22 protein-coding genes are annotated in these 23362 nt (G+C 56.5%); 16 read left to right on the top strand and 6 right to left on the bottom strand.

Going from position 1 to position 23362, the window contains the following annotated elements; translation table 11 throughout:
* Nucleotides 1-331 precede the first annotated feature (331 nt).
* Genes E0L35_RS02325 through E0L35_RS02315 form a run of 3 tightly spaced genes read left to right on the top strand, consistent with a single transcriptional unit; the run spans nt 332 to nt 3025 of the window.
* Nucleotides 332-1435, top strand: a complete 1104-nt coding sequence (locus E0L35_RS02325) for an ABC transporter substrate-binding protein (protein ID WP_249362077.1) — start codon at nt 332-334, stop codon at nt 1433-1435.
* A gap of 2 nt (nt 1436-1437) precedes the next feature.
* On the top strand, nt 1438-2220 hold the full coding sequence (locus E0L35_RS02320; RefSeq protein ID WP_138799498.1) for an ABC transporter ATP-binding protein: 783 nt from the start codon (nt 1438-1440) through the stop codon (nt 2218-2220).
* Nucleotides 2221-2254: 34 nt separating this feature from the next.
* The gene (locus E0L35_RS02315) at nt 2255-3025 is read left to right on the top strand and encodes an ABC transporter permease (protein WP_138799497.1); all 771 of its coding nucleotides are present in this window, start codon (nt 2255-2257) and stop codon (nt 3023-3025) included.
* 14 nt (nt 3026-3039) lie between these two features.
* On the opposite strand, the gene E0L35_RS02310 is transcribed toward E0L35_RS02315, so the two are convergent.
* Complete coding sequence (locus tag E0L35_RS02310; RefSeq protein ID WP_022521338.1) at nt 3040-3786, bottom strand: DUF481 domain-containing protein; 747 nt, start codon at nt 3784-3786, stop codon at nt 3040-3042.
* Nucleotides 3787-3911: 125 nt separating this feature from the next.
* On the opposite strand from E0L35_RS02310, the gene E0L35_RS02305 reads away from it, so the two are divergent.
* From E0L35_RS02305 to urtE, 10 genes are all read left to right on the top strand, one after another.
* Nucleotides 3912-5609 (top strand): sensor histidine kinase, encoded by a 1698-nt coding sequence (locus E0L35_RS02305; RefSeq protein WP_022521339.1) that lies wholly within the window; start codon nt 3912-3914, stop codon nt 5607-5609.
* A gap of 57 nt (nt 5610-5666) precedes the next feature.
* Nucleotides 5667-6398 carry a response regulator gene (locus E0L35_RS02300; RefSeq protein ID WP_027957906.1) on the top strand — a complete coding sequence of 244 codons (732 nt, stop codon included), beginning with the start codon at nt 5667-5669 and terminating at the stop codon, nt 6396-6398.
* A gap of 191 nt (nt 6399-6589) precedes the next feature.
* Nucleotides 6590-7588 (top strand): tripartite tricarboxylate transporter substrate binding protein, encoded by a 999-nt coding sequence (locus tag E0L35_RS02295; protein ID WP_022521341.1) that lies wholly within the window; start codon nt 6590-6592, stop codon nt 7586-7588.
* Nucleotides 7589-7695: 107 nt separating this feature from the next.
* On the top strand, nt 7696-8178 hold the full coding sequence (locus tag E0L35_RS02290; protein WP_022521342.1) for a tripartite tricarboxylate transporter TctB family protein: 483 nt from the start codon (nt 7696-7698) through the stop codon (nt 8176-8178).
* Nucleotides 8179-8232: 54 nt separating this feature from the next.
* Nucleotides 8233-9735, top strand: a complete 1503-nt coding sequence (locus tag E0L35_RS02285; protein WP_009286164.1) for a tripartite tricarboxylate transporter permease — start codon at nt 8233-8235, stop codon at nt 9733-9735.
* A 430-nt stretch (nt 9736-10165) separates the two neighbouring features.
* Complete coding sequence (gene urtA / locus E0L35_RS02280; protein WP_009286163.1) at nt 10166-11527, top strand: urea ABC transporter substrate-binding protein; 1362 nt, start codon at nt 10166-10168, stop codon at nt 11525-11527.
* Between the two features lie 244 nt (nt 11528-11771).
* Nucleotides 11772-13385, top strand: a complete 1614-nt coding sequence (urtB, locus tag E0L35_RS02275) for an urea ABC transporter permease subunit UrtB (protein ID WP_089691172.1) — start codon at nt 11772-11774, stop codon at nt 13383-13385.
* A 3-nt stretch (nt 13386-13388) separates the two neighbouring features.
* On the top strand, nt 13389-14558 hold the full coding sequence (gene urtC / locus E0L35_RS02270) for an urea ABC transporter permease subunit UrtC (protein WP_138799496.1): 1170 nt from the start codon (nt 13389-13391) through the stop codon (nt 14556-14558).
* Nucleotides 14555-15391, top strand: coding sequence for an urea ABC transporter ATP-binding protein UrtD (urtD, locus tag E0L35_RS02265; RefSeq protein WP_022521345.1), 837 nt, complete (start codon nt 14555-14557; stop codon nt 15389-15391). The genes urtC and urtD overlap by 4 nt, the downstream gene beginning before the upstream one ends.
* Nucleotides 15391-16098: an urea ABC transporter ATP-binding subunit UrtE gene (gene urtE, locus E0L35_RS02260; protein ID WP_138799495.1), complete on the top strand. Its 708-nt coding sequence runs from the start codon at nt 15391-15393 to the stop codon at nt 16096-16098. Before urtD ends, urtE begins: the two co-directional genes overlap by 1 nt.
* Before the next feature lie 97 nt (nt 16099-16195).
* On the opposite strand, the gene E0L35_RS02255 is transcribed toward urtE, so the two are convergent.
* Genes E0L35_RS02255 through E0L35_RS02240 form a run of 4 tightly spaced genes read right to left on the bottom strand, consistent with a single transcriptional unit; the run spans nt 16196 to nt 19996 of the window.
* Complete coding sequence (locus E0L35_RS02255; RefSeq protein ID WP_009286158.1) at nt 16196-17116, bottom strand: metal ABC transporter permease; 921 nt, start codon at nt 17114-17116, stop codon at nt 16196-16198.
* Nucleotides 17113-18219 carry an iron chelate uptake ABC transporter family permease subunit gene (locus E0L35_RS02250; RefSeq protein ID WP_138799494.1) on the bottom strand — a complete coding sequence of 369 codons (1107 nt, stop codon included), beginning with the start codon at nt 18217-18219 and terminating at the stop codon, nt 17113-17115. The genes E0L35_RS02255 and E0L35_RS02250 overlap by 4 nt, the downstream gene beginning before the upstream one ends.
* Nucleotides 18220-18222: 3 nt before the next feature.
* A complete protein-coding gene (locus E0L35_RS02245; protein WP_089691170.1) occupies nt 18223-19005 on the bottom strand; it encodes an ABC transporter ATP-binding protein in 783 nt (260 codons plus the stop codon).
* A 22-nt stretch (nt 19006-19027) separates the two neighbouring features.
* Nucleotides 19028-19996 carry a zinc ABC transporter substrate-binding protein gene (locus E0L35_RS02240; RefSeq protein ID WP_035581816.1) on the bottom strand — a complete coding sequence of 323 codons (969 nt, stop codon included), beginning with the start codon at nt 19994-19996 and terminating at the stop codon, nt 19028-19030.
* A 502-nt stretch (nt 19997-20498) separates the two neighbouring features.
* On the opposite strand from E0L35_RS02240, the gene E0L35_RS02235 reads away from it, so the two are divergent.
* Genes E0L35_RS02235 through E0L35_RS02225 form a run of 3 tightly spaced genes read left to right on the top strand, consistent with a single transcriptional unit; the run spans nt 20499 to nt 21906 of the window.
* Nucleotides 20499-20837: a hypothetical protein gene (locus tag E0L35_RS02235; RefSeq protein WP_138799493.1), complete on the top strand. Its 339-nt coding sequence runs from the start codon at nt 20499-20501 to the stop codon at nt 20835-20837.
* Nucleotides 20838-20861: 24 nt separating this feature from the next.
* Complete coding sequence (locus E0L35_RS02230) at nt 20862-21302, top strand: copper chaperone PCu(A)C (protein WP_171051096.1); 441 nt, start codon at nt 20862-20864, stop codon at nt 21300-21302.
* Complete coding sequence (locus E0L35_RS02225; RefSeq protein ID WP_249362076.1) at nt 21292-21906, top strand: SCO family protein; 615 nt, start codon at nt 21292-21294, stop codon at nt 21904-21906. Before E0L35_RS02230 ends, E0L35_RS02225 begins: the two co-directional genes overlap by 11 nt.
* Before the next feature lie 67 nt (nt 21907-21973).
* On the opposite strand, the gene E0L35_RS02220 is transcribed toward E0L35_RS02225, so the two are convergent.
* Nucleotides 21974-23344, bottom strand: a complete 1371-nt coding sequence (locus E0L35_RS02220) for a PepSY domain-containing protein (RefSeq protein ID WP_138799491.1) — start codon at nt 23342-23344, stop codon at nt 21974-21976.
* Nucleotides 23345-23362 lie beyond the last annotated feature (18 nt).

Raw genomic sequence — 23362 nt, 5'->3', positions numbered from 1 at the left:
AGCCTATTAAAGCGTGCCGTTAAGCGGTGTAACGCCACATGAGCGTTCAGAAGTTGGTGATTGAAGCAGGCGAAATTACAGGTAAAAAAAAGCGCCATTCAAGGAATGGCGCAAGACAGGAAACTGAGCTTAGTATATCGCCAATTTAGACCAACGTCTAATATGTTTTAACTTGGTGCGTTGCTCAGGGGCAAATGCACCGTTTTGGCCATATGGCGGAGGGCGGCGGCACTTAACTGTCTACCTAATAGCATGAAAATTAAATAAAAAATCAATAATGGCAGTATTGCTGCAATGCTAAAGCATATTTTGTATACAAGGTATGCTCACGATGATGACCTCCACTTCTAAACGCCGTTTTTCTACTTCAACACTAGGCTTTCCCACTGCAACACCAGGTTTTTCTACGGCGCGCCTGCTCACCGGCTGCGCGGCAGCGCTGATGTTAATACCGGCTATCAGTTACGCCGACGATACCCAAATACGTTTTCAGCTGGATTGGCGCTTTGAAGGCCCCTCCGCGCCGTTTTTGATGGCTGAAGAGAAAGGCTACTTCGCCGACGAAGGGTTGGACGTTCAGATTGATTCCGGCAGCGGCTCGGCGGGTGCGATTAATCGCGTGGCGTCCGGGGCCTATGAAATGGGCTTTGGCGATCTTAATGCGCTGGTCGAGTTTCTCGCCGAAAACCCCGATGGCCCCGGTATCCAAGGCGTCTATATCGTCTACGACGGCACCCCCGCGGCGGTGTTTGCCCGCAAAGACCGCGGCATCGAGAGCCCGGCTGATTTAGCCGGTAAAACCATCGCCGCCCCCACCTTCGATACCGGCTACCGCGCCTGGGGCGTGTTTGCCGCGGCTAATAATCTGGACGCCGACGCGGTGGAGTGGCAAAACGTTGACCCTACGCTGCGCGAAACGCTGCTAGCCCGGGGCGATGTGGATGCAATCACTGGCTTCTACTTCACCAGCCTGCTCAATCTTGAAGAGCGGGGAATGAGCGAAGACGAGCTGACTATTATGCCGTTCCCAGACTACGGCGTGCCCCTGTACGGCAACGCCATTATCGCTAGTGAATCCTTCGCCGAAGAAAATCCGGAAGCCGTGCAGGGCTTTCTGCGCGCCTTCAACCGCGCCCTGGGCGACACTATTGCCGATCCCGAGGCTGCCATTGAGTATGTTAAAAACCGCGATGGCCTGATCGATGTGGAAATGGAGACTAGGCGCTTAAAACTCGCTCTGGATGGCGTCGTCGACACTCCTGAAGTGCGCGAAAATGGCGTGGGCGGAGTGGATGACGAGCGCCTGGCTCAGGCGATTCAACTGGTTGCCGATGCTTACGACCTCACGTCAATTCCTTCGCCCGATCAGGTGTTTAGTTCAAACTACTTACCTGCCCAGGAAGAACGCATGCTGTTTCCGGCCGAGGGCGAATAAGCATGTCGGCAGCGTTCGTCACCTTTGATGATGTTAGCCTGGCCTATGATACGTCGGGTAATGCCATTGAAGACATCAACCTGAGTATTCACGAAGGCGAGTTCGTCGCTTTCGTGGGCCCCTCCGGCTGCGGTAAATCGACCTTTATGAAGCTCTGCACCGGTCTGCATGCGCCTACCACCGGTGCCGTACGAGTGGATGGAGAACCGGTCACCGGGCCGCTGAAGATCTCCGGCATGGCATTTCAGAACGCCAACCTGCTGCCCTGGCGCACCACACTGGATAACGTCCTACTGCCGTTGGAGATCGTTAAACCCTACCGCCATCAGTTTCGTAAACGGCGCGAAGAGTTTGTCGGCTGGGCGCGCAAGCTGCTCAAGACCGTTGGGCTTGAAGGCTACGAAGAGCAGTATCCGTGGCAGCTTTCCGGTGGTATGCAGCAGCGGGCATCAATCTGCCGGGCGCTGATTCACCAGCCGCGCCTGCTAATGCTGGATGAACCCTTCGGTGCACTGGATGCGTTTACCCGCGAGGAGCTGTGGTGCGTGCTGCGCGACCTGTGGGAAGCGCAGCGCTTTACGGTAGTGCTGGTGACCCACGATCTGCGCGAGGCGGCGTTTCTGGCCGATACCGTCTACATCATGAGCCGCCGCCCTGGCCGGGTGATCGAACGTCGTCAAATCGAGCTGCCGCGCCCTCGCGCACTGGAAACCACTTACCAAAAACCCTTTATTGATCTGGTTCAGGAGCTGCGGGCTCAAATTGGCGAAGTGCGCAGCACTTAATAAAAGCCCCCAGCACCTGATGAAAGGCGCACTTATGACGAAAAATAATCAGTTAATTGAACGACTGGCGCCGTGGATAGCGGTGGTCGCGTTGGTTGTTATCTGGGAAGTAACGGTGCGGGTGTTTGATGTGCCCAGCTTTATCTTCCCCAGTGCCTTGGAGACGGCCCAGGCGCTGGTAACTTATTCCGGGCCTATCGCCATGCACTCCTGGCAAACCTTCTGGACAACGCTGATTGGCTTTGGATTGGGTGTGGCCGTGGGGCTGGTGTTGGGCTTTATTATCGGCTCGTCACGCTTTCTATATAACGCTTGCTACCCACTGTTAGTCGGCTTTAATGCCATTCCCAAAGTGGCTTTCGTGCCCATCCTGGTCGTCTGGTTTGGGATCGGCTCGGTGCCGGCGATACTCACCGCCTTTTTAATCTGCTTCTTCCCCATCGTGGTGAACGTGGCTACCGGTTTAGCCACGCTGGAGCCTGAAATGGAAGACGTACTGCGAGTGCTGGGCGCGCGGCGTATGGATGTGCTGCTGAAAGTGGGCCTGCCACGCTCGCTGCCGTACTTCTTCGCCTCGCTGAAAGTCGCCATTACTCTGGCGTTTGTAGGTACAGTAGTGTCAGAAACGGTCGCCTCCAATCAGGGCATTGGCTATCTGATGATGAGCGCCGGTTCGCAAATGCGCATGGGGCTGGTCTTTGCCGGGCTGCTGGTGATCAGCGCCATGGCCATGGTGATGTACGAGCTATTTGCCCAACTGGAAAAACGCATGACCGGCTGGGCGCACCGTGGTCAGAATCGCTAGGGCCAGTGCGCAACTCACCAGCGGTAAAGCAGTGAAGCGCTGGTGGTGTTGTCGGTGCGCTCGCTGGTGTCGTCAGGCGGTTGGGAGTTGTGCTTGATTTCATGAGATAAGCGCAGCGACAGCTTTGAATTGAGCCTTGCCGTGAGCGCTGTAAGCGACCGCGACGTGGTATTTTGGTCGGTGTACTCAAACGACATTTCCTGCTGAATATCGGCGTAGTCAGAAAAAAACCATTGATAATCCAACGCTGTATAAGCCACTGCTAACCGATAATCGCCATGTTCGCGTAGTCGGTCATGACGATAGCCTGGCCCTGCCTCCAGCGAAAAAACATGGGTATCGTTCTCTAAAATCTGACGCCCATAGCCACCGATGGCAGAAAGCTGCTGGTCGTAACCGGCAAAGCGATCCTTCTCCCAGCGGGCAAACCCAAACAGATAGTGGGGGCCATCCAGTTCATAGCGTTCGCGTCCTGCGACTAAGTACTGCTCGGCGCTGGTTTTGTCATCCTTGGTGACGTTACGCACTTCACCACGCAGCGAGTAGGTGAAGTTACCGGTAAGCCACGTCAGCAGCGTTTTACCGATCAGCGTCTGGCTATCGGTATTGCCCGAGAGGCGGGTAAAGCCCAGTTCAGCATCGCCACTGAACACGGGCGCATCTTCCTGGGGAGGCGGTGGAGCGTAGAACGGGTTGGCATATGCCACGGTTAGCCATAGCGGCCAGCAGGCCAGCAAGAGTATCCATCTAACGATCGCCACTACATCCCTCCTTGATTTCGGCATTGGGCCATTATATCAGCGAACGATGACTCTGGGGTGACGGCGATTAACGCCGTTGGCTGGCGCGTGCCATAATGGCGCGGTCACGCATTTCGAGTCTACCTATGAGCGCTTCCCGCCCCCGAACGTTAGCCGACCTGCAGCGCTGGCGCCGCACTCGCGCAAGGCGCAGCTGGTATAAACGCAGTTTTCGCCTTCAGGTAATGCTGTTAGTCGGACTACTGTTGGCAGGCATGCTACTGGCGCAGGGCACCTACCTCAATCACCGCAAGGCAGAAATTATTAGCCAGCAGATGGGCGAGCGAGCGCTGGCGGTGGCCAAAACGGTGGCGTCGATGCCGCAAATTATCAACGCCTTTTCAATTCCCGACCCCTCTTTCATTATTCAGCCCCTCGCAGAGCGCGTTCGCCATGAAACGGGCGCGCGCTATGTCGTTGTAGGCAACGCCCAAAGTATTCGCTATTCCCACCCCGTGCCGGAGCGGATTGGGAAGCCAATGGTGGGGGGCGATAATGACCAGGCGCTGATTCATGGCCAATACTATGTATCCGAGGCAACCGGGTCATTGGGCACTGCCATTCGTGGCAAAGCGCCCATTTGGGATGAAGAGGGCAATATCATTGGCCTGGTGTCCGTCGGCTTTATGATGGATCGCGTGGCCATGGACGTAGCCCGCTACAACAGCTTTGGCTGGGCGCTGGTGGCGCTGATGATTTGTCTCGGCTTTGCCGGTGCTTACTGGCTATCGCAGCATCTTAAAAAGGTCATTTTAGGCCTGGAACCCTACGAGATTGCCCGCTTGGCTATGGAGAAAGAGGCCATTTTGCAGTCGATCCACGAGGGTATTCTGGCGGTTAATCGTGAAGGTCATATTACCTTGGTCAACCAGCAGGCGCGGCGCTTTCTCAACCTGGACGATGAGCATGTGCTGCTGGGGCAGCCCATCCGCGAGGTCGTGCCCAATTCGCGGCTATTGGAGGTGCTCCGACGCGGAGAGCAGGAGTTCGACCAGGAGATGTGGCTGGGCGATCACCCGGTAGTGGTCAACCGCGTGCCGATTCTGCACGAAGGCGAGATTGAGGGGGCGGTGGCCACTTTCCGCAGCCGTCGCGAAATTGTCGATCTTTCCCATGCGCTTACCCAAGCCAGCCGTGATGTGGATATGCTGCGTGCCCAGGCCCACGAGTTTTCCAATAAGCTCTATACCATCTCAGGATTACTGCAGTTAGAACGCATCGAGGAAGCCCTCGCGCTGATCCATCAAGAAACCGAACGCGCCCAGGCGCAGATGAGCTTTTTAATGCGCAACGTGGCCGACGCCGTGCTTAGCGGTACGCTACTGGGTAAACTTACCCGGGCGCGGGAGCTGGGCGTAGCGTTGGAAGTCGATGAGCAAAGCTCGCTCTCCTGCCCGCTAACGCCCACCGGCCAGGAAGTGATGATGAGCGTGGTGGGTAACTTGCTGGACAACGCCTGCCATGCAGCGCTGAATGGGCCGAGTAAAGCGCCCAAAGTACGCCTGTTTTTCACCGATTTGGGGGAGCAGCTGTTGATCGAAGTGGAGGACAACGGGCCCGGAGTACCTGCCCAGCTCGCCGAATCGATTTTCCAGGAAGGCTTTTCGACCAAAACGGGCAAACACCAGGGCATTGGCCTGGCGCTGGTAGCCAGGCTCTGCCGCCAGCACGGCGGCGCCGTGACCCTGGAGGAGAGCGAGCTGGGGGGCGCATGCTTTATCGCGGTGCTCGACCGCTCGCTGTGTGCGCAGCAAGACCAACAGCAGTCTCAACAACAATTTTAAAAACAATTTCATCAACAATTTCAAAAACAGTGACCACGACGGCTAGGGGGGAACGCAATGTCTGATGGGCAGTACGGCATTTTGGTCATTGAAGACGATTTTCGCATTGCCGATATCCACCGGGCCTTTATTGAACAGAGCGACGGCTTTTATGTGGTGGGCATGGCGCGCAACGGTAGCGAAGCCAAGGCGATCATGGCGGAACAGGCCACCAACATCCAGTTGATCTTGCTCGACGCCTACCTACCCGATGTTGAAGGCCTGGAGCTGCTATGGGCGATTCGCCGCGACTACGTGCATGTGGATATCGTCATGGTTACCGCTGCCCGGGAAGTAGAAACCATCAGCGAGGCGCTGCGTGGTGGGGTATTCGACTACCTGATCAAGCCCATTGAAGCCGCGCGAATGACGCAAATGCTGACTCGCTTCCGTCGCGAGCGTGAAGCCTTGGCCAACCGTGCCGAGATGAATCAGGATGAACTGGACTCCGTGCTGGCGCGCCTGAAGCCCGGCGAGCCGTTGCGTGCTAAAAGCCAAACCCTGCCTAAAGGTATTGATCGGCTGACGCTGCGCCGGGTGATTGATGCCCTGGCCGACGCACCCGACTCGCTCACCGCCATGCAGATGGCACGCATCATGGGTGCCAGTCGCTCAACCGCCCGCCGTTATTTAGAGTTTTTAGTTGCCGAGCAGGCGGTGAGTGCTGAGCTGGGCTATGGTGATGTAGGGCGGCCTGAGCGCCGCTATCGGCTGTTGGAGGCAGCACACGAGTGGCTGGCTTCTCTATAAGCGCATGCTATAAGTAAGTCGGCGTGAACAAAATGAACAAAATAGCCATAAAGAACTTTTTGTCTTTTATGCGCACAAGCTTGTCGGTCAGGGTAGTGGTCTTCTAACGTTCGCGGCGTGCAGTCTCACAATAAGAAGCTCTACACAGCAAACTCATCACACAACAAAACTGATACGTGGAGAACGCCATCATGACGTCGCTTACCCTCAAGCGTTTATCTGTATTTGCTCTTCCCATTGCTGCCTTTGCAGGCATGAGCACCGCCGCACAGGCGCAAGAGTGGACACCTGAACGCTCCATCGAATTCGTCGCACCGGCTAACCCAGGCGGCGGTTGGGATACTCTCGTTCGCACCATGTCGCGGGTGATTCAGCAAGAAGAGCTGGCCGATGAAAGCTTCGCTGCTATCAACGTACCTGGCGGCGGCGGTGCCGTAGCCTGGGCCCAAGTGGCCCGCGATAGCGGCAACCCGCACAAGCTGTTTGCCACCAGCCCGCCGATGATTCTGGTGCCGCTGGCAGGTGCTTCGCGCTACGACCACACCGACTTTACCCCGGTCGCGCGGATCAACACCGACTACTCAATCATCCTGGTCGCGGCAGACTCCGAGTATCAGAACCTCGAAGACCTGCTCAATGCGCTGAAAGAAGATCCCAGCTTGAGCGTTGGCGGTGGTAGTGCGCCTGGCTCCATGGATCATATTGCCATTGCAGGCTTAGCCTCTGCGGCCGGAATGGAAGCCTCGGCAGTCAACTACATCCCGTTTTCGGGTGGCGGCGACGCCATGACTAACCTAATGGGAGGCCATATTGAAGCCGTGGTCGGCGGCGCTGGTGAAGCGGTTGGCCAACTGGGTGAAGGCAGCCAACTGCGTGCGCTGGGCGTCTCTTCTGAAGAGCGTTTGGGCGGTGGCTTGAGCGAAGTGCCTACCTACCAGGAGCAGGGCTTCGACTACACCTTCGATATCTGGCGCGGCGTGATGGGCGCTCCTGATATGCCTGAAGAGGCAGTGGCCTACTACGAAGACCTGTTCGCCGAAATGCTTGAAACCGATGCATGGCGCGAAGCGAGCGACCAACTGGGTTGGATCGACGCCTACCAAAACAGCGAAGAGTTTGGCGCCTTCCTGGATCAGCAGCAAGAGCAGTTCAGCGACGTGCTGAGCGAGCTTGGCCTACTGCGCCAGTAATCCTACTCCTTGTATCGCCCAGTCGCCCAAGCGTGGCTGGGCGTTTCCCGCGGTTAACAATATGCGTTAACCGCGGGAGACGTGTTGGCTCCTTCGGAGAGATTCCTATGACTCGTTTAAATACCAATCAGTGGTTAGCACTGGTGTTTGCGGTATTGGCTGTTGGCTATATCGCGATGGCGTGGCAGATCCCTACCTTTCCTCTGCCGCGCCCGGTCGATTCTGACCTGTTTCCTAAAGTATTAGGCTTCTCGTTACTGATCCTGTCGGTGTTTCTATTTTTTGAGAAACCCACCCCGATAGCCGGTGCCGATGAAGTCGACGAAGAGGCGCAGCACGGGCCGCTGCTACTGACGCCCTGGGCGCGGGTCATCGTGACTTCGTTGGCGATTGCCGCCTACGCGCTATTGCTGGTGCCGCTGGGTTTTGTACTCGCTTCTACGCTGCTCTGCGTTGGATTGACGGCCTACTACGGCTATCGCCGCCATGGGGTCAACCTCGCTACGTCGCTGGGGGTAGTGCTGGCGCTCTACCTGACCATGACGAAGGTGATGGATGTTTACCTGCCCACTGGCTTGCTGCCTTTCTAAACAAAGCCTTGTTAGCAGGTCTTTCCGCTAGCAGTTCTTAAGAGAGTAATTCCCATGGATGCCTTCAATAATTTGATGTACGGCTTTGGCATCGCGCTTGAGCCAATCAATATTGCCTACGTATTTGCCGGTGTATTTGCTGGCACCATTATCGGCATGCTGCCGGGCCTTGGCCCTATCAGTGCACTTGCCCTGATGATTCCTATCACCTTTGCCATGGAACCCTCGTCGGGTTTGATCCTGATGGCAGGGGTTTACTACGGCGCCATCTTCGGTGGCTCTACTTCCTCGATTCTGCTCAACGCCCCCGGCGTTGCGGGTACCGTAGCAACCTCCTTTGACGGCTACCCGATGGCCAAAAAAGGTCTGGCGGGTAAAGCGCTGGCGATTGCCGCCTACTCGTCATTTGTGGGCGGTACGGTATCGGTTATTTTCTTGATGCTGGTGGCTCCGCTGCTTTCCAAAGTGGCCGTAAGCTTTGGCCCTTCCGAGTACTTTGCACTGATGGTGCTGGGCTTAACCGCCGTGGTCTCGCTGTCGGATAAATCGCTGATCAAGGGGCTGATTGCCGCCGTGGTGGGGGTAATTATCTCGATTGTGGGTATCGATATGCAGACCGGTACCGAGCGTTTTACCTTCGGCTCCGTTCAGCTTCTCGACGGTATCGACTTCCTGGTGGTGGCGCTGGGGATTTTTGCGCTTGCCGAGGTGTTCTACATGCTGCTGCGCGGCGGTGGTGGCAAAGAGGCGCCGCGTAATGCGATTGGCTCGCTGAAACTGACTCGTAGCGAAGTCAAAGAGATCGCTGGCCCCGTTGGCCGCAGCTCGGTGTTGGGCTTCTTCACCGGCGTTCTGCCGGGGGCTGGCGCGACCATTGGTTCGTTCCTGGGTTACAGCATGGAAAAACGCATTGCCAAAGATGGCGACACCTTTGGGCAGGGCAATATCAAAGGCGTGGCCGCGCCGGAAGCGGCCAACAACGCCGCCTGTACCGGCTCCTTTGTGCCGCTGTTGACGCTGGGTGTACCGGGTTCGGGTACCACCGCAGTACTGCTGGGTGCCCTGCTGGTCATGGGGGTCAATCCCGGCCCAATGATGCTGACAGAGCGTCCGGACGTGTTCTGGGGCGTGGTTGCCAGTATGTATATCGGTAATATCTTCCTGCTGGTGCTTAACCTGCCGTTGATACCGCTGATCGCCAAGATTCTTGATCTGCCCAAGCCGCTACTGCTGTCGCTGATTTTGATCTTCTGCATGATCGGCGTCTACGGCATGAGCTTCAGTGTGTTTGATCTGTTGCTGCTGCTCGGTTTTGGCCTGGTGGGCCTGGGTATGCGCCTGTTTGGTTTCCCCGCGGCGCCGCTGATTTTAGCGCTGATTCTGGGCAACATTATGGAAGAGTCCTTGCGTCGCGCGCTGCAGATCTCCGGTGGCGACTGGATGACCTTTATCGACAAGCCTATCTCGCTTGGCCTACTGGTCGTCGCCTTGCTGTCGCTTGGTCTGCCGTTACTGAAAAAACGCCGTAAGAAAATTCCACCCGACGTGGCTGTTTAACGCCACTACTTAAAGGGTGAATAGCAAGGAGCCTTGGTGATGCCAAGGCTCCTTTTTTTATCTGCGCTTTCTTATCTACTTTTTTAACTAATAATAAAGAGTGGTTTTGTAACAAATAAGTAACTAATGCGTTAATGCTTTGTGTTTAAAAAGTTCAAGTACTTAGTTGGTGCACTGTCTTTTATTGGTGCATTGAGAGGGTGCTTCAGCAGCGTTAATGCGCTTTATTTTGGTGCATGTGGTGGATTTTGAGATTTTCCGATGATTATTAAGTGGCTGATTAAATAGCTATAAGGCAACTTTGTGCCAATCTGGCGCATCCCTTGCAGGTGTTAATGGCTAGTGGACGTATTGGGGGAGCTAACACAACAACCCCAAGTGCGAAGCCAATCATCAAGCCCCAATCATAAGGGGTGCAAGGAGATTAACAATGAACACTCTCAAACGCTCGACACACCCTCGCCCCTTCCTTTCAAGTGGCCGTTTCGCGACCGCTTTACTCACCGCTGCCATCATGGGGGCCAGCACCCAAGCCATCGCCCAAGACGATGACCCGATCAAAGTCGGTATCCTGCACTCGCTTTCCGGCACCATGGCGATTAGTGAGACCGTCCTCAAAGACACCGTCGAAATGCTTATCGAGCAGCAGAACGAAGCCGGTGGTTTGCTCGGCCGTCAGTTAGAAGCCGTGGTGGTTGATCCCGCGTCTAACTGGCCGCTGTTTGCCGAACGCGCCCGGGAGCTACTAGACCAGGAAGAAGTGGACGTGATTTTTGGCAACTGGACGTCGGTTTCGCGTAAATCCGTACTGCCCGTTGTAGAGGAGCTCAACGGGCTGCTGTTCTACCCGGTGCAGTATGAAGGCGAAGAGTCCTCTGAAAACGTCTTCTACACCGGCGCAGCGCCTAACCAGCAGGCGATTCCTGCGGTTGAATACCTTATCAACGAAGTCGGTATCGAGCGCTTTGCGCTAGTGGGTACCGACTATGTCTACCCGCGCACTACCAATCGTATCCTCGAGGCCTTCCTCAAGGATGAACACGGCATCGCGGATGAGGACATCATGGTCAACTACACGCCGTTCGGTCACTCCGATTGGCAGAACATCGTGGCAGAAATTCGCCGCTTCGGTGAAGAGGGTAAACCGACCGCCGTAATCTCGACGGTTAACGGCGACGCCAACGTGCCGTTCTATACCGAGCTTTCCAACCAGGGTATCGACGCTGCCGATATTCCGGTCATCGCCTTCTCTGTGGGCGAGCAGGAGCTTACTGGTATTGATACCGGCCCGCTGGTGGGCCACCTGGCGGCATGGAACTACTTCATGAGCGTCGATAACGATGACAACTACGACTTTATCGATGCCTGGATTGAGTACACCGGCGACGATATGGCAGTGACCAACGACCCAATGGAAGCGCATTACATCGGCTTCAATATGTGGGCCGAAGCGGTTCGCAAAGCGGGCACGACAGACGTCGATACGGTGAAAGACGCCATTATCGGTGTGACCGTACCTAACCTCTCCGGCGGTTATGCGGCGATGATGCCCAACCACCACATCACCAAGCCGGTGCTGATCGGTGAGATTCAGGACAACGGTCAGTTCGATATCGTTTGGCAGACGCCGTCTACCGTGGCGGGCGACGCCTGGTCTGACTACCTGCCTGGCTCCCGTGACCTGATTGCCGATTGGCGCAAGCCGATGGAGTGCGGCAACTTCAACGTCGTGAACGGCTCGTGCGGTGGCAGCACCGCAGCAGAAGAAGCCGAAGCGGCGCTCGCTGAGTAAGCACGTCTATCGCAGTGGAAATAACTTCTTTTAAAACTGCCCGCTCGCTGGTGCTAGGGCAGGCTGAAGCGAGGGTCTTTTGCCATGGCCGGAAAGTGTTCCTTACTATTCCGGCATTTCCGCCATCCATGGCGGTCAGATGGCAAAAGTAGCGCCCAAGGATGGGTTTACAGCGCCCTCGCGGAAGCCTGCGCTGGCACCGATATATTCAGTTACCCTCTTAGATAACCAAAGGAAGAACCCCATGAGGCGTTTCCTTTCCTTAGGGCTGCTGTGCCTACTGTTGTTAAGCATCACAGTGACCGCCCAAGCACAAACGAGCTCCACGAATACTGCCGACGATGCGGCCGCGCTCGAACTGTTGGAGGCGCTGGACGTTGAGTCTTACGCCGCCAAAGGCGAAGCGATCACCGCGATTTTGCAAAGCGACGACGAACGCGCCCGAGACTGGTTGCAGGCCTTGCTGGATGGCCGCTTGCAGCGCACCGAAGACGGCCGGTTCGTGCTGGTGCTAGAGAACCGCGGCCGCGACTGGCCGGTGGCCGATGTCCTAACCGGCGAAGCGCTGGGCGAGATGTCCCGTCGTGATCTGGAGCGTATCGGCATCAACAACAACCTGCGTAATCAGTTGCGCAGTGCCATCGCGGTAGTTGACCTTTACTCGCCTAATGTGGAGCGCCGCCGCACCTCGGCCGAGCGCCTGTTAGGGGAAGTAGATGGTGAGCTGGTGCCCACTCTCGACGACTTGATCGAACAGGAAGAGGACGAGCAGGTGCGTTACCGGCTGACCCAGGCCGTGGCGATCTACCGCGCCGAAGCGGGCGAAATGGCTGGGGTCGAAGCGCTGGACGGCAGCCTACACCCCCGTTCCCGCGTGGCATTGAGCCGGGCAGCCAATAGCGATGATCCCGTCGTCGCCAATGCCGCTGCCGCTTCTCTGGCGGGCATTGAGCAGCAGCTCAAAATCAATCGTGGTCTGGAAACGCTCTATTTCGGCTTGAGCCTCGGCTCAGTGCTGGTGCTAGCTGCTATTGGCCTGGCGATCACCTTCGGGGTCATGGGCGTGATCAACATGGCCCACGGCGAGCTGATGATGCTGGGCGCCTACACCACCTGGGCGATGCAGCAACTGCTGCCCGGCCAACCGGGGTTGGCGTTGATCCTGTCGATTCCCGCAGGCTTTATGGTCGCCGCTCTGGCGGGTGTGGCGATCGAGCGCGGTGTTATCCAGTTCCTCAAAGGCCGCCCGCTGGAAACGCTGCTGGCGACCTTTGGTATCAGTTTGATTCTGCAGCAGTTGGTGCGCACGGTGATTTCACCGCTTAACCGTACCGTCATCACCCCCGAGTGGATGAGTGGTTCGCTAGTGGTGAATGATGCGTTGTCATTAACGCTTAACCGCATGTACGTGCTCGGCTTTGCGCTGGTGGTGTTTGCCGGGCTGATGCTGATTATGCGTCGCACGCGGCTAGGGCTTGAGGTGCGTGCCGTAACCCAGAACCGCGCCATGGCCCGCTCCATGGGCATTCGTGCCACTCGTGTGGATATCATGACTTTTGCGCTGGGCTCCGGCGTAGCCGGGCTTGCCGGTGTCGCGCTCTCTCAGCTCACCAACGTCGGCCCTAACCTGGGCCAGAACTACATCATCGACTCCTTCATGGTGGTGGTGTTCGGCGGTGTGGGTAATCTATGGGGCACGCTGGTTGCTGGCTTATCGCTGGGGGTGATCAACCAGGTGCTGGAACCCTGGGCAGGCGCGGTACTGGCCAAAATTATCGTGCTGGTCTTTATCATCCTATTCATTCAAAAACGCCCGCGTGGACTCTTCCCGCAGAAGGGCCGGGCTGCGGAGGGCTAAACGATGTCTTTAACGACCGAATCATCGACGAATTTTTGGCTAACACGCCCATTCAGCGAACGCTCTACGCAGATTTTTCTCGGCGTGCTACTGGCCGCGCTGGCGCTGGTCACCCTCCTGCACGTGGCAGTGCCGCCGGATAACCCGCTGCATGTGGGCGCCTATACGGTCAACCTGTTTGGCAAGTACCTGAGTTACGCACTGCTGGCCGTGGCGGTGGACTTGGTGTGGGGCTATCTGGGCATTTTGAGCCTCGGCCATGGCGCCTTTTTCGCCATTGGCGGTTACGCCATGGGCATGTACCTGATGCGCCAGATTGGCGATCGCGGTACCTACGGCCATCCGGTGCTGCCGGACTTTATGGTGTTCCTCAACTGGGACAGCCTGCCGTGGTTCTGGCACGGTTTCGATATGGCTTGGTTCGCCTTTGCCATGGTTCTGCTGGCGCCGGGGCTGCTGGCGTTAGTGTTCGGCTTCTTGGCGTTTCGCTCACGGGTCACCGGGGTATATCTGTCGATTATCACCCAGGCACTGACCTTTGCCTTGATGCTGGCTTTCTTCCGCAACGAGATGGGCTTCGGCGGTAATAACGGCCTGACTGACTTCCGCGAAATCGTCGGTTTTGACCTGCGCAGCGATGCCACGCGCCTAGGGTTGTTCCTGGCCACCGGCGTTGCGCTGGCGCTGGGGTATATCCTGTGCCGTGCGATTGTGACCAGCAAGCTGGGGCGGGTCAGCGTGGCCACTCGGGATGCCGAAGCGCGTACGCGCTTTCTCGGTTATCGGGTCGAGCGCTTTCAGCTGTTTGTGTTTGTGGTCTCGGCGATGCTCGCAGGCCTGGCGGGGGCGCTCTACGTGCCGCAAGTGGGGATTATCAACCCCAGCGAGTTCTCGCCGATTTTCTCCATCGAGATTGTGCTGTGGGTCGCACTGGGCAGTCGCGCCACACTCTATGGCGCAGTGATTGGTGCCATTTTGGTTAACTATGCCAAAACCATCTTTACCGGCGTCATGCCTGATGCCTGGCTGTTTGCGTTAGGTGCGATGTTTGTACTGGTCACAGTGTTTCTGCCCAAGGGGGTAGCGGGGCTGTTTCGCTACCTCAAGCGTCGCAAGCGCGACGATTCGGCTAACCCTGATCATCAACAGACATCCAAGGAGGCCTCCGCATGAGTTTGCTGCAATCGCTGTCCCAGCGTGACCGGGTGTTCGATTTTATGGCGCCCCAAGCCTCGCCGGTGGACGTTCGCCACGGGCCGATCCTTTACATGGAAGATGTCACCGTGAGCTTCGATGGCTTTAAAGCCATCAATAACCTCAACCTAACCATCAACGACGGTGAGCTGCGCTGCATTATCGGCCCCAACGGGGCGGGCAAAACCACCATGATGGATATCATCACCGGCAAAACCCGCCCCACCAGCGGCAGCGTATGGTTCGGGAGCCGCCATAACCTGCTGCACATGAACGAGCCCGATATTGCCAGCCTGGGCATTGGCCGCAAGTTTCAAAAACCCACCGTGTTTGAAGCGCTCTCGGTGTTTGAAAATCTGGAGCTGGCCATGGCGGCGGACAAGCGGATTTTTCCTACCCTGACCGCCCGCATGACCGGCGAGATCAAAGACCGCATTGATGAAGTACTGGAAACCATCGGCCTGACGGAGCTGCGTCACCAGCCCGCGGGTATTCTTTCCCACGGCCAGAAACAGTGGCTGGAGATCGGCATGCTGCTGATGCAGCGCCCGCGTCTACTGCTTGTGGATGAACCGGTGGCGGGCATGACCGAGCAGGAGATGGAGCGCACTGCCGAGTTGCTCACCGGGCTGGCCGGTAAACAGTCCGTGGTGGTGGTGGAGCATGATATGGGCTTTGTGCGTTCGATTGCCCGCCAGGTGACGGTCTTGCATCAGGGCAGCGTGCTGGCGGAAGGCACCATGGATCAAGTCTCCAGCGACCCCAAAGTAATTGAGGTCTACCTGGGTGCCGATGACGAGGAGGCCGCCTGATGCTAGCGATCGAAAAGCTCAACCAGTTTTACGGCGAAAGCCACACCCTCTGGGATCTTGACCTTGAGGTGCCTGCTGGCCAGTGTACCTGCGTGATGGGACGCAACGGCGTGGGTAAAACCACGCTGCTGAAAGCCGTGATGGGTGAAGTGGCCGTCAAAAGTGGCGAGCTGCGCTATACCGCCGAGGCAGGCGAGATCGAGCTGACTAAAAAAGCCGTTGAGGCGCGCTCGCGGTTGGGAATTGGCTACGTGCCCCAAGGGCGGCAGATATTTCCGCTGCTGACCGTAGAGGAGAACCTGCGCACCGGCCTTGCCGCCCGCAGTGACGGGCTGAAGAAAATCCCAGAGCGGGTCTATGAACTGTTCCCAGTGCTAAAAGAGATGAAACACCGCCGTGGCGGCGATCTCTCCGGCGGGCAACAGCAGCAGCTGGCGATTGGCCGCGCACTGGTCATCGAACCCAAACTACTGATTTTGGACGAGCCAGGGGAGGGCATTCAGCCCAATATCGTCGCCCAGATTGGCCAGGTGATTCGCCAGTTGATCAACGAAGATGGCCTAACGGTGCTACTGGTAGAGCAGAAGCTGCCCTTTGCCCGTAAATACGCCGACCGCTTTGTGATCATGGATCGCGGCCGACCGGTGGCCAAAGGTGAGATCAGCGAGCTCTCCAATGAGCTGATCAAGCAGCATCTGACGGTTTAAGTTATCCACACCCGGTTACCGTCTGCCCGGCCAAGCGGTTGTCGAAAGGCGGTCGCTTTTTTGCGCGCGGATGAGCCGTGTTTCCAAAAGCTGGGCTTCAAACGCTGGGCGGCGGCTCCACCGGCGCCTGGCGTGCCCGTTGGCGTTTGACCAGTTGGGTAATCACGCCGTAGCGTGGCCCTGCTAGAAAGGCGAGCATCAGGAATACGCCAGTCATGACGGCCATCATGCCGCCAATGGAGACGTTGAGATACACTGCGAGGTAGTAGCCAGAAATACTCGAGGCGATAGAAATTAGCGCACCGATGATAAACATCATCCACAGCCGGTCGGTCAGCAAATAGGCGGCGGAGGCGGGAACAATGGCAAAGGCGATAAACAGCACCGCGCCTACCGCATCAAAGGCCGCTACGGCAGTGGAACTAGTTAGCATTAGCAGTACATAGAAAAGAATCGAGGGCATAAAGCCGAACGTTTTGGCCAGCGCCGGATCGAAGGTGGCCAGCTTCAGCTCCTTATAAAAGAGTCCGATAAACGCGTAGTTGAGCACCGTCATCACGCTCATCGATACCAGCGCCTGAGGGATGGGCAGGCCGAAGATGTCGAGTGTATCCAGCCAGACAAAACCGATCTCCCCGAGCAGCACGGTATGCGTGTCGATATGCACATCATTGGCATAAATATTCAACAGCAGCACGCCGATAGAGAACAGAGCCGGGAAGACCAGGCCGATAGCGGTATCCTGCTTGACCCGTTTGGTGCTCGCTAAGGCTTCGGTGAGCAGGACGGTTAACAGCCCAGTGAGGGCGGCCCCGATCAGTTGTACCGGCCCGCTCTGTTGCTTGGTCAGCAGCCAGACGATGACGATGCCAAACACAATCGAATGGCTGATTGCGTCGGATAACATGCTGTTGCCGCGCAGCACTAAAAAGGTGCCCACCGCCGAGGAGGCGATGCCTACCATCGCGCCCACTAGCATAATGGGCAGGGCAGTTGTGGTCAGTAGCTCTGCCATCATGATGCTAATTCCTCAAAGGCCGCGACCACTCTTCTAGCCTCCGCCTGGCCCTGTGCCGTTAGCCCCCAGCCGTCGTCGCTTGGGGTGGCACCGCGTGGAGAGCGGATTAGGTAGCCTTGCTGCTTAAGCTTGTTGAGCATCCTGCGTGAACCGAGTGTTGAGGGGGCGCATGAGGGATCGGCCGAGTGTTTATATAGCGCATAAAGTAGCTGCTGTTTCTGCAGCGCTGACTTCTGGCGATAGTGCTTTATCACACCCCACAGCAGGCCACGGCCGGGCGCCAATGCCAACGATATAAGCACGATGGCGGTTGCGGTAAGGACAATCAGCGGGCCGGTTGCCAGGCCACGCGATAGGGTGCTGATGGTTGCCCCTGAAACACCACTGACAATACCGACGCCTGCGGCGATGGTGAGCATGCCGCCTAGGTGGCGGCTCCACTGTCGGGCGGCGGCCGCGGGTGCCACGATCATGGCGGCCATCAAAATCACACCGACCATCTGCAGGCCGACGACGACTGCTAGCGCAACCATAGCGGTGAGCGATGCTTCAATCACGGTGATAGGCATGCCGAGCGTGCGGGCGTACTCCGCATCAAAGGTGACCAGCTTGGCCTGTTTCCAGAAGACGGCAAGCAGCAGCAGCGTAACCAGCGTAATGCTGCCCATCACCCATAAATCGGAGCGCAGCGTCGCGGCGGCCTGACCGAACAGAAAGGCCTCAAGACCGCCCTGGGAGGCGTTATTGGTACTCTGTATATAGGTGAGCAGAACGATACCCACGGCAAAAAAGATACTCAGGCAGGCGCCCAGGGCTGCGTCAGTTTTCAGGCGGCTTAAGCGCGTTAGCATCAGCATAATCAGCGCGGCGGCGGAGCCGGTGATCAGTGAACCAATAATAATCCCGCCAATATCCCGGCTGCCGGTGATGATAAAGCTTAAACAGATGCCGGGAAGGGCTGCGTGGGAAATTGCGTCTCCCAGCAGGCTTTGGCGACGCAGCACCGCAAAACAGCCCAGCGGGCCGCTGATCAGCCCCAGCAGCGAGGCGCCAATGACTACATTCTGAAAGGTGTAGTCAGATAAAAGCTCAAGCCACACCATGGGTTACTTCACCTTTGAGGCGGAAAACATTAACGATTCATTGTCGTTAAGTAGCGCGATTTGGCCGCCGTAAGCCTGGCGCAGGTGATCGATCTTGAACACCTCCTCGGCCTTGCCGCTGGCGATGACTCGCACGTTGAGTAGCAGTAGCCAGTCAAAGTAGGTGCGAACCGTTTGCAGATCGTGGTGTACCACAATCAGCGTTTTGCCCGCGTCGCGCAGGCGGCGCAGGATATCGATAATGGCCCGCTCGGTGGTGGCATCGACGCCCGCCATGGGTTCATCAAGAAAATACACATCGGCTTGCTGCACCAGCGCACGGGCCAAAAATACGCGCTGCTGCTGGCCACCTGAGAGCTGGCTAATCTGGCGCTCAGCCAAGGCACTCATACCGACCATCTCAAGTGCTTCCTGAGCCTCGTGGCGCTCTTTTCGCCCCGGTCTTTTGAGCCAACCTAAACGCCCGTAAAGCCCCATGGTGACCACATCCAGTGCAGTGGTGGGAAAATCCCAGTCAACGCTTGAGCGCTGGGGCACGTAGCCCACCCGTTTACGCTGCGTGGCGTAAGGCCGCCCATGCACCATCACCTCGCCTGACAGCGACGGCACCAGCCCCAGGAGGCTTTTGATCAACGTGCTCTTGCCCGCCCCGTTAGGGCCGACAATGCCCGCCATGACACCGGCGGGGATATCCAGATCGATATCCCAAAGCACGGGCTGGTTATGGTAGCTCACCGTCAGGTTTTTAATACTCAGTGCGGTGTCTGTAAGGTCGGATGTCGCCATGGATCACTGCCTTATCGAATGCTTATTGAGCGAGTTGCCACTCGCTGGCCCAGTCATCCAGTGCCTTTGGCAGCGGGGCCAAGGAACCGCCTAGCGCCTCGACAATGTGCTGGGTGTTACGGTAGATCATGCCCATATAGGTACCATCTACCGTGCCTTCATCGCCCATGGCGTCGGAATAAAGCTGGCCGCCGATGGTCACATCATGGCCGCGCTGCCTTGCTGCATCGATCACTGCCTGAATGGTGCGTGGATTGATGGTGCTCTCGACAAATATGGCGGGCACGTTACGGGCAACAACGCTATCCGCCATGCTGCGAATATCGGCGATCCCGGTTTCGGTTTCGGTACTGATCCCCTGAATCCCTTCCACCTCAATGTCATAGGCACGGCCAAAATAGCTGAATGCATCGTGGGCGGTGACGAGAATACGTTGCTCTTCGGGGATGCTGGCAATGCTCTCTTTAACCCACTCATGCAGGGCTAGCAATTGAGCCTGATAACGCTCGGTATTGGTTTCAATCGTCGTGGCGCACTCAGGGCGTGCTTCGCTCAATGCATCGCTTAGGGTGGGCAGTGTTTGGGCCCATAAAGAGACATCCATCCACAGGTGAGGGTCGACTCCGTAGACATCCTGAGCGGTGATCAACGACGCCGGATCAATGGAAGCGGGCGCCACGGCAAGCGTGGGTGTTCGTGCCGAGAAATTCTCCAGCACACTCCCCAGCTGCCCTTCCAATGAGTAGCCTGAATAGAGAATGTGTTCGGCGCCCCGCAGCAAGGCCACGTCGCTAGCGCTTGCCTGATACAGGTGGGGGTCTACGCCGGGGCCCATCATGGCTTCCACATTAACGCATTCGCCGCCTACTTCCTGCGCTACATCGGCAATCATCCCAATCGTTGCCACCACGTTTAAGGGCGTTTCATCGGCAGTTGCCAACGCACTAAAAGGCAGCGTTCCCAATAGAATCACGGCATATTTTGTTGCCATTATTTAGCTCCAGACTCGTCATGAGGTAGATGGGGTGAAATTGCTTTGTGTAAACTGATTTTCCCGAGGAAAGAAGTATAGCCTTGGCTAAGTTTGTGGCGTGATTAATACGTTGTCAAGCGGATAAAAGCGTGGAGCGAAGCAGAAAGGTGAGTCAGCTGGCTAGCAAAAGCACCGTTGAAAACGGGATGGGTGTTTTGCGCATTGTCGTGCCAGGCATCGGGGTGCCCAGAAGGTATAGCGGCTGTTACCACAGTCAGGTGTTCCTCATTGGCCGCACTGCGGCAAGGTGCGTCACTCTTTCCAGCTCAAATTCAGTCCATTTATCGGCCAATCTCTATAAGGCAAAAGTAGTTCGCGCCCATCCGCTTGGCTGTTTGACAAGCCAAAGGGTGCGGCAGATTGGCGCAAAAGCTTCTCTCATTCGCTAAACAGAATGATACTCGGTAGAGTAATTTGCTTGCTTAAATATTATTGCGGGACATTGCCGAGAAGCATCGTTATGCGCCAGAAACGCTCCTTTATACTGTTAGTTGTATTACCCATTGCTGCAATGCTGGTGTTGGGTGGGCTACTGTTTGGTAGTCAGGCCATGTCGGGTCAGCAGGAAAATGAGGATGTCCAGCGCGCGCTGGTGGCAGCGCTGCAAACGTCAAGTACGATAGAGCTACAACATCTTCAAAGCGTTAACTATGGCTATGGGGTGTGTGGCTTATACAGCGTAGCGTCCTCGGAAAAAGGCTTCGCGCCTTTTTTTTATGACACGGTGAATGGTCATCTCATTCTCGATATTAACTCTCGCCAGTATCAGTCAAACTGTGGACTGTCATCTATCTGTTAATAATCAATGATGTGGAGTTCTCACATGTTAAAAATCGTGGCAAATGCAACGCTAAGTATATGTATTATGGCTCTTTGTGCAGGAAGTGTTTACGCCGCTGAAGTTGAAGTAACCGACGCTAAGTTAAGTCTGTTACCGGGTGATCTACCTGGAGCTGGTTATTTCAATCTTACGAATACCGGTGATACGCCGTTAACATTAGTGGGGGCAGAGAGCGCTGCGTTTCATATGACCCACATGCATGTCAGTACGCAAGAAGACGATGTTGCGCAGATGCATGTGGTGGAGGAAATCGACGTCGCTCCAGGTGAAAGCTTTGCCTTTGCGCCCAAGGGGTATCATCTTATGTTCATGCACCGTACTCAGGCGTTAGAGGAAGGTGATAGCGTGGAGGTTGTGCTGCACTTTGAGGATCAGCAAGAGCAGCCCGTCTCCTTTACGGTGGTGGCGCCTGGTGCAAACTAAAGAACAGTGCTGCAACTCTTTGTCCATGTGTAACAAGTTGCTTGTTGTTCTGGCGCTGGTGTTGCTGGTGGGATGTAGCGATCAGCGGTGGCGTACGACCGATATCTCCGAAATGATGCCAGCACTTGACTTTGACTTGGTCAATGAAGACGGTGTTGAGGTCGATGAAACGCTATATGAAGGCAAAGCAACGCTGCTTTACTTTGGTTACACACACTGCCCCGATGTTTGCCCCATTACACTCGCTAAAATGGCCACTGCATTAAGGCGCCTTGATGCCGATGTACGCGATCAAATACAGGTGCTATTTATTTCTGTTGATCCAAGCCGTGATACGCCAGAGGTCATGCAGCTATACACGGAGGCGTTTGGGCCTGAGTTTATAGGTTTAACAGGTGAGCGTGCTGACATAGATGCGGTCGCAAACCGCTACCGTGTCACCTACGATTACGATGAGCCAGATGCCCATGGCAACTATACCGTTACCCACACCAGTGCCGTGTTCGCGTTTGATCCGCAGGGGGATGCACACTTCATGATTCGCGATAGCGATACCCTGGAGTCCATCGTTGCTGACCTTAAACAATTGGTATCGAGCGGCTAACTATTATCATCGCATCCATCAACGCTGACGCAGTGTCAGCGTTGATGGCAAAGGTGACTGCGTAGCGCTATGCGGTTTGTTTAGAGAGGCGGCGCTCCTGACGCGGGCGAACCACCAGCCAGTCGATGATCAGCATCACGATCAAAGATGCCCCCACGAGTGGGAATATCACGCCACCGATCACCAGCATCGCTATCAAACCACGGAAAACACGCTTATCGGACGGTAAAGGCGGCACTCCCATAGCGCCTGAGGGGCGTCGCTTCCACCACATCACCGCCGCTGACACGGCCAGCAGAACGATGGCTAGGCAGACGGCCAGGAACAGTAGCTGATTGAATAATCCAAACTGCTGACCCATATGCACGTTGATGCCAAACTCCAGCCAGCGGCCCAAGGGGCCGTAGTCGGCGTAGGTCATGTCGATCAGGCTCTCGCCACTGTACTGATCCAGATGCACGACGCGCTGTTGGCTAAGGTCATGGGGATAGACCGAGCCGGTATACACCCCGGTTGCCGTGGTCGGCAGGCTTACTGCATAGCCGTGATGTAAGCCCAGTTCATTGAAGATAGCGACAGCGCCGTCAAGGCCAATGCTCGTTGTCTCGCTTGCCCCCTGCGTAGATGCTGGAACTTGTGCCTGTTCGAGAGACCAGTTGGTCGGGCTTTGCTCGTTTAAGCGCACTTCCGACATCGGCACTTCAACGCGAACGCCTGCTGGGTAACCGAAATTGTGACCGTTCGCCCACTGATTAACTTGTGCGCCCCATACGCCAGACCAGGGCATGCCGGTGATCGCCAGAAAGACGATAAACCCGCCCACAAATATACCCAGCACGGCATGCAGGTCGCGCCAGAACACGCGCGTTTTGGGCTTGCCGCGTACGCTAACCACGCCACCCGCGCCCTTGCGGCGTGGCCACCACAGATAAATGCCGGTAAGCACTAGTAGAATGGACCAGCCGCCGACTATTTCAATCAGTTTGCGCGCCGTGGGGCCAAAATATTTCAAACTGTGCAGATAGCGAACGGTCCACATCACCGTACCACGGTCATCCAGCGCTCCCAGCACATTGGCGGTATAGGGGTTGACGTAAACGGCTAACCGCTCGCCCTCTACTGTGTTGACCGTAATCTCCGCCGAGCTATCCGGCGTTGCGGGGTCGGTGAATTTTACGGCGGTACCGGGGTGCGCCTGTAGGGCCGCACTTACCAGCGAAGAGGGGGGGAGCGTGACTTCTTGCACGGCCACGCGCTTAACATCAGCGTGTATTAGCGCATCCAGTTCGTCTTTGAAAAGATACAGCCCGCCGGTGATCGCCAGGGTAATCATAAACGGCAGCACCAACAGGCCAGCGTAAAAATGCCAGCGCCAAACGGCGCGATACAGATCGAAGGTCTTGCGCTTACCTTCTTGTGGGGGTGATGCAGTCGACATGCGGTCTCTCCAAGCCAC

It is taken from the genome of Halomonas sp. ATBC28, assembly GCF_005937175.1.
Lineage (GTDB): Bacteria > Pseudomonadota > Gammaproteobacteria > Pseudomonadales > Halomonadaceae > Vreelandella > Vreelandella titanicae.
Note: the sequence above shows the minus strand (reverse complement) of the source record. Positions and strands in the feature narration are given on the sequence as shown.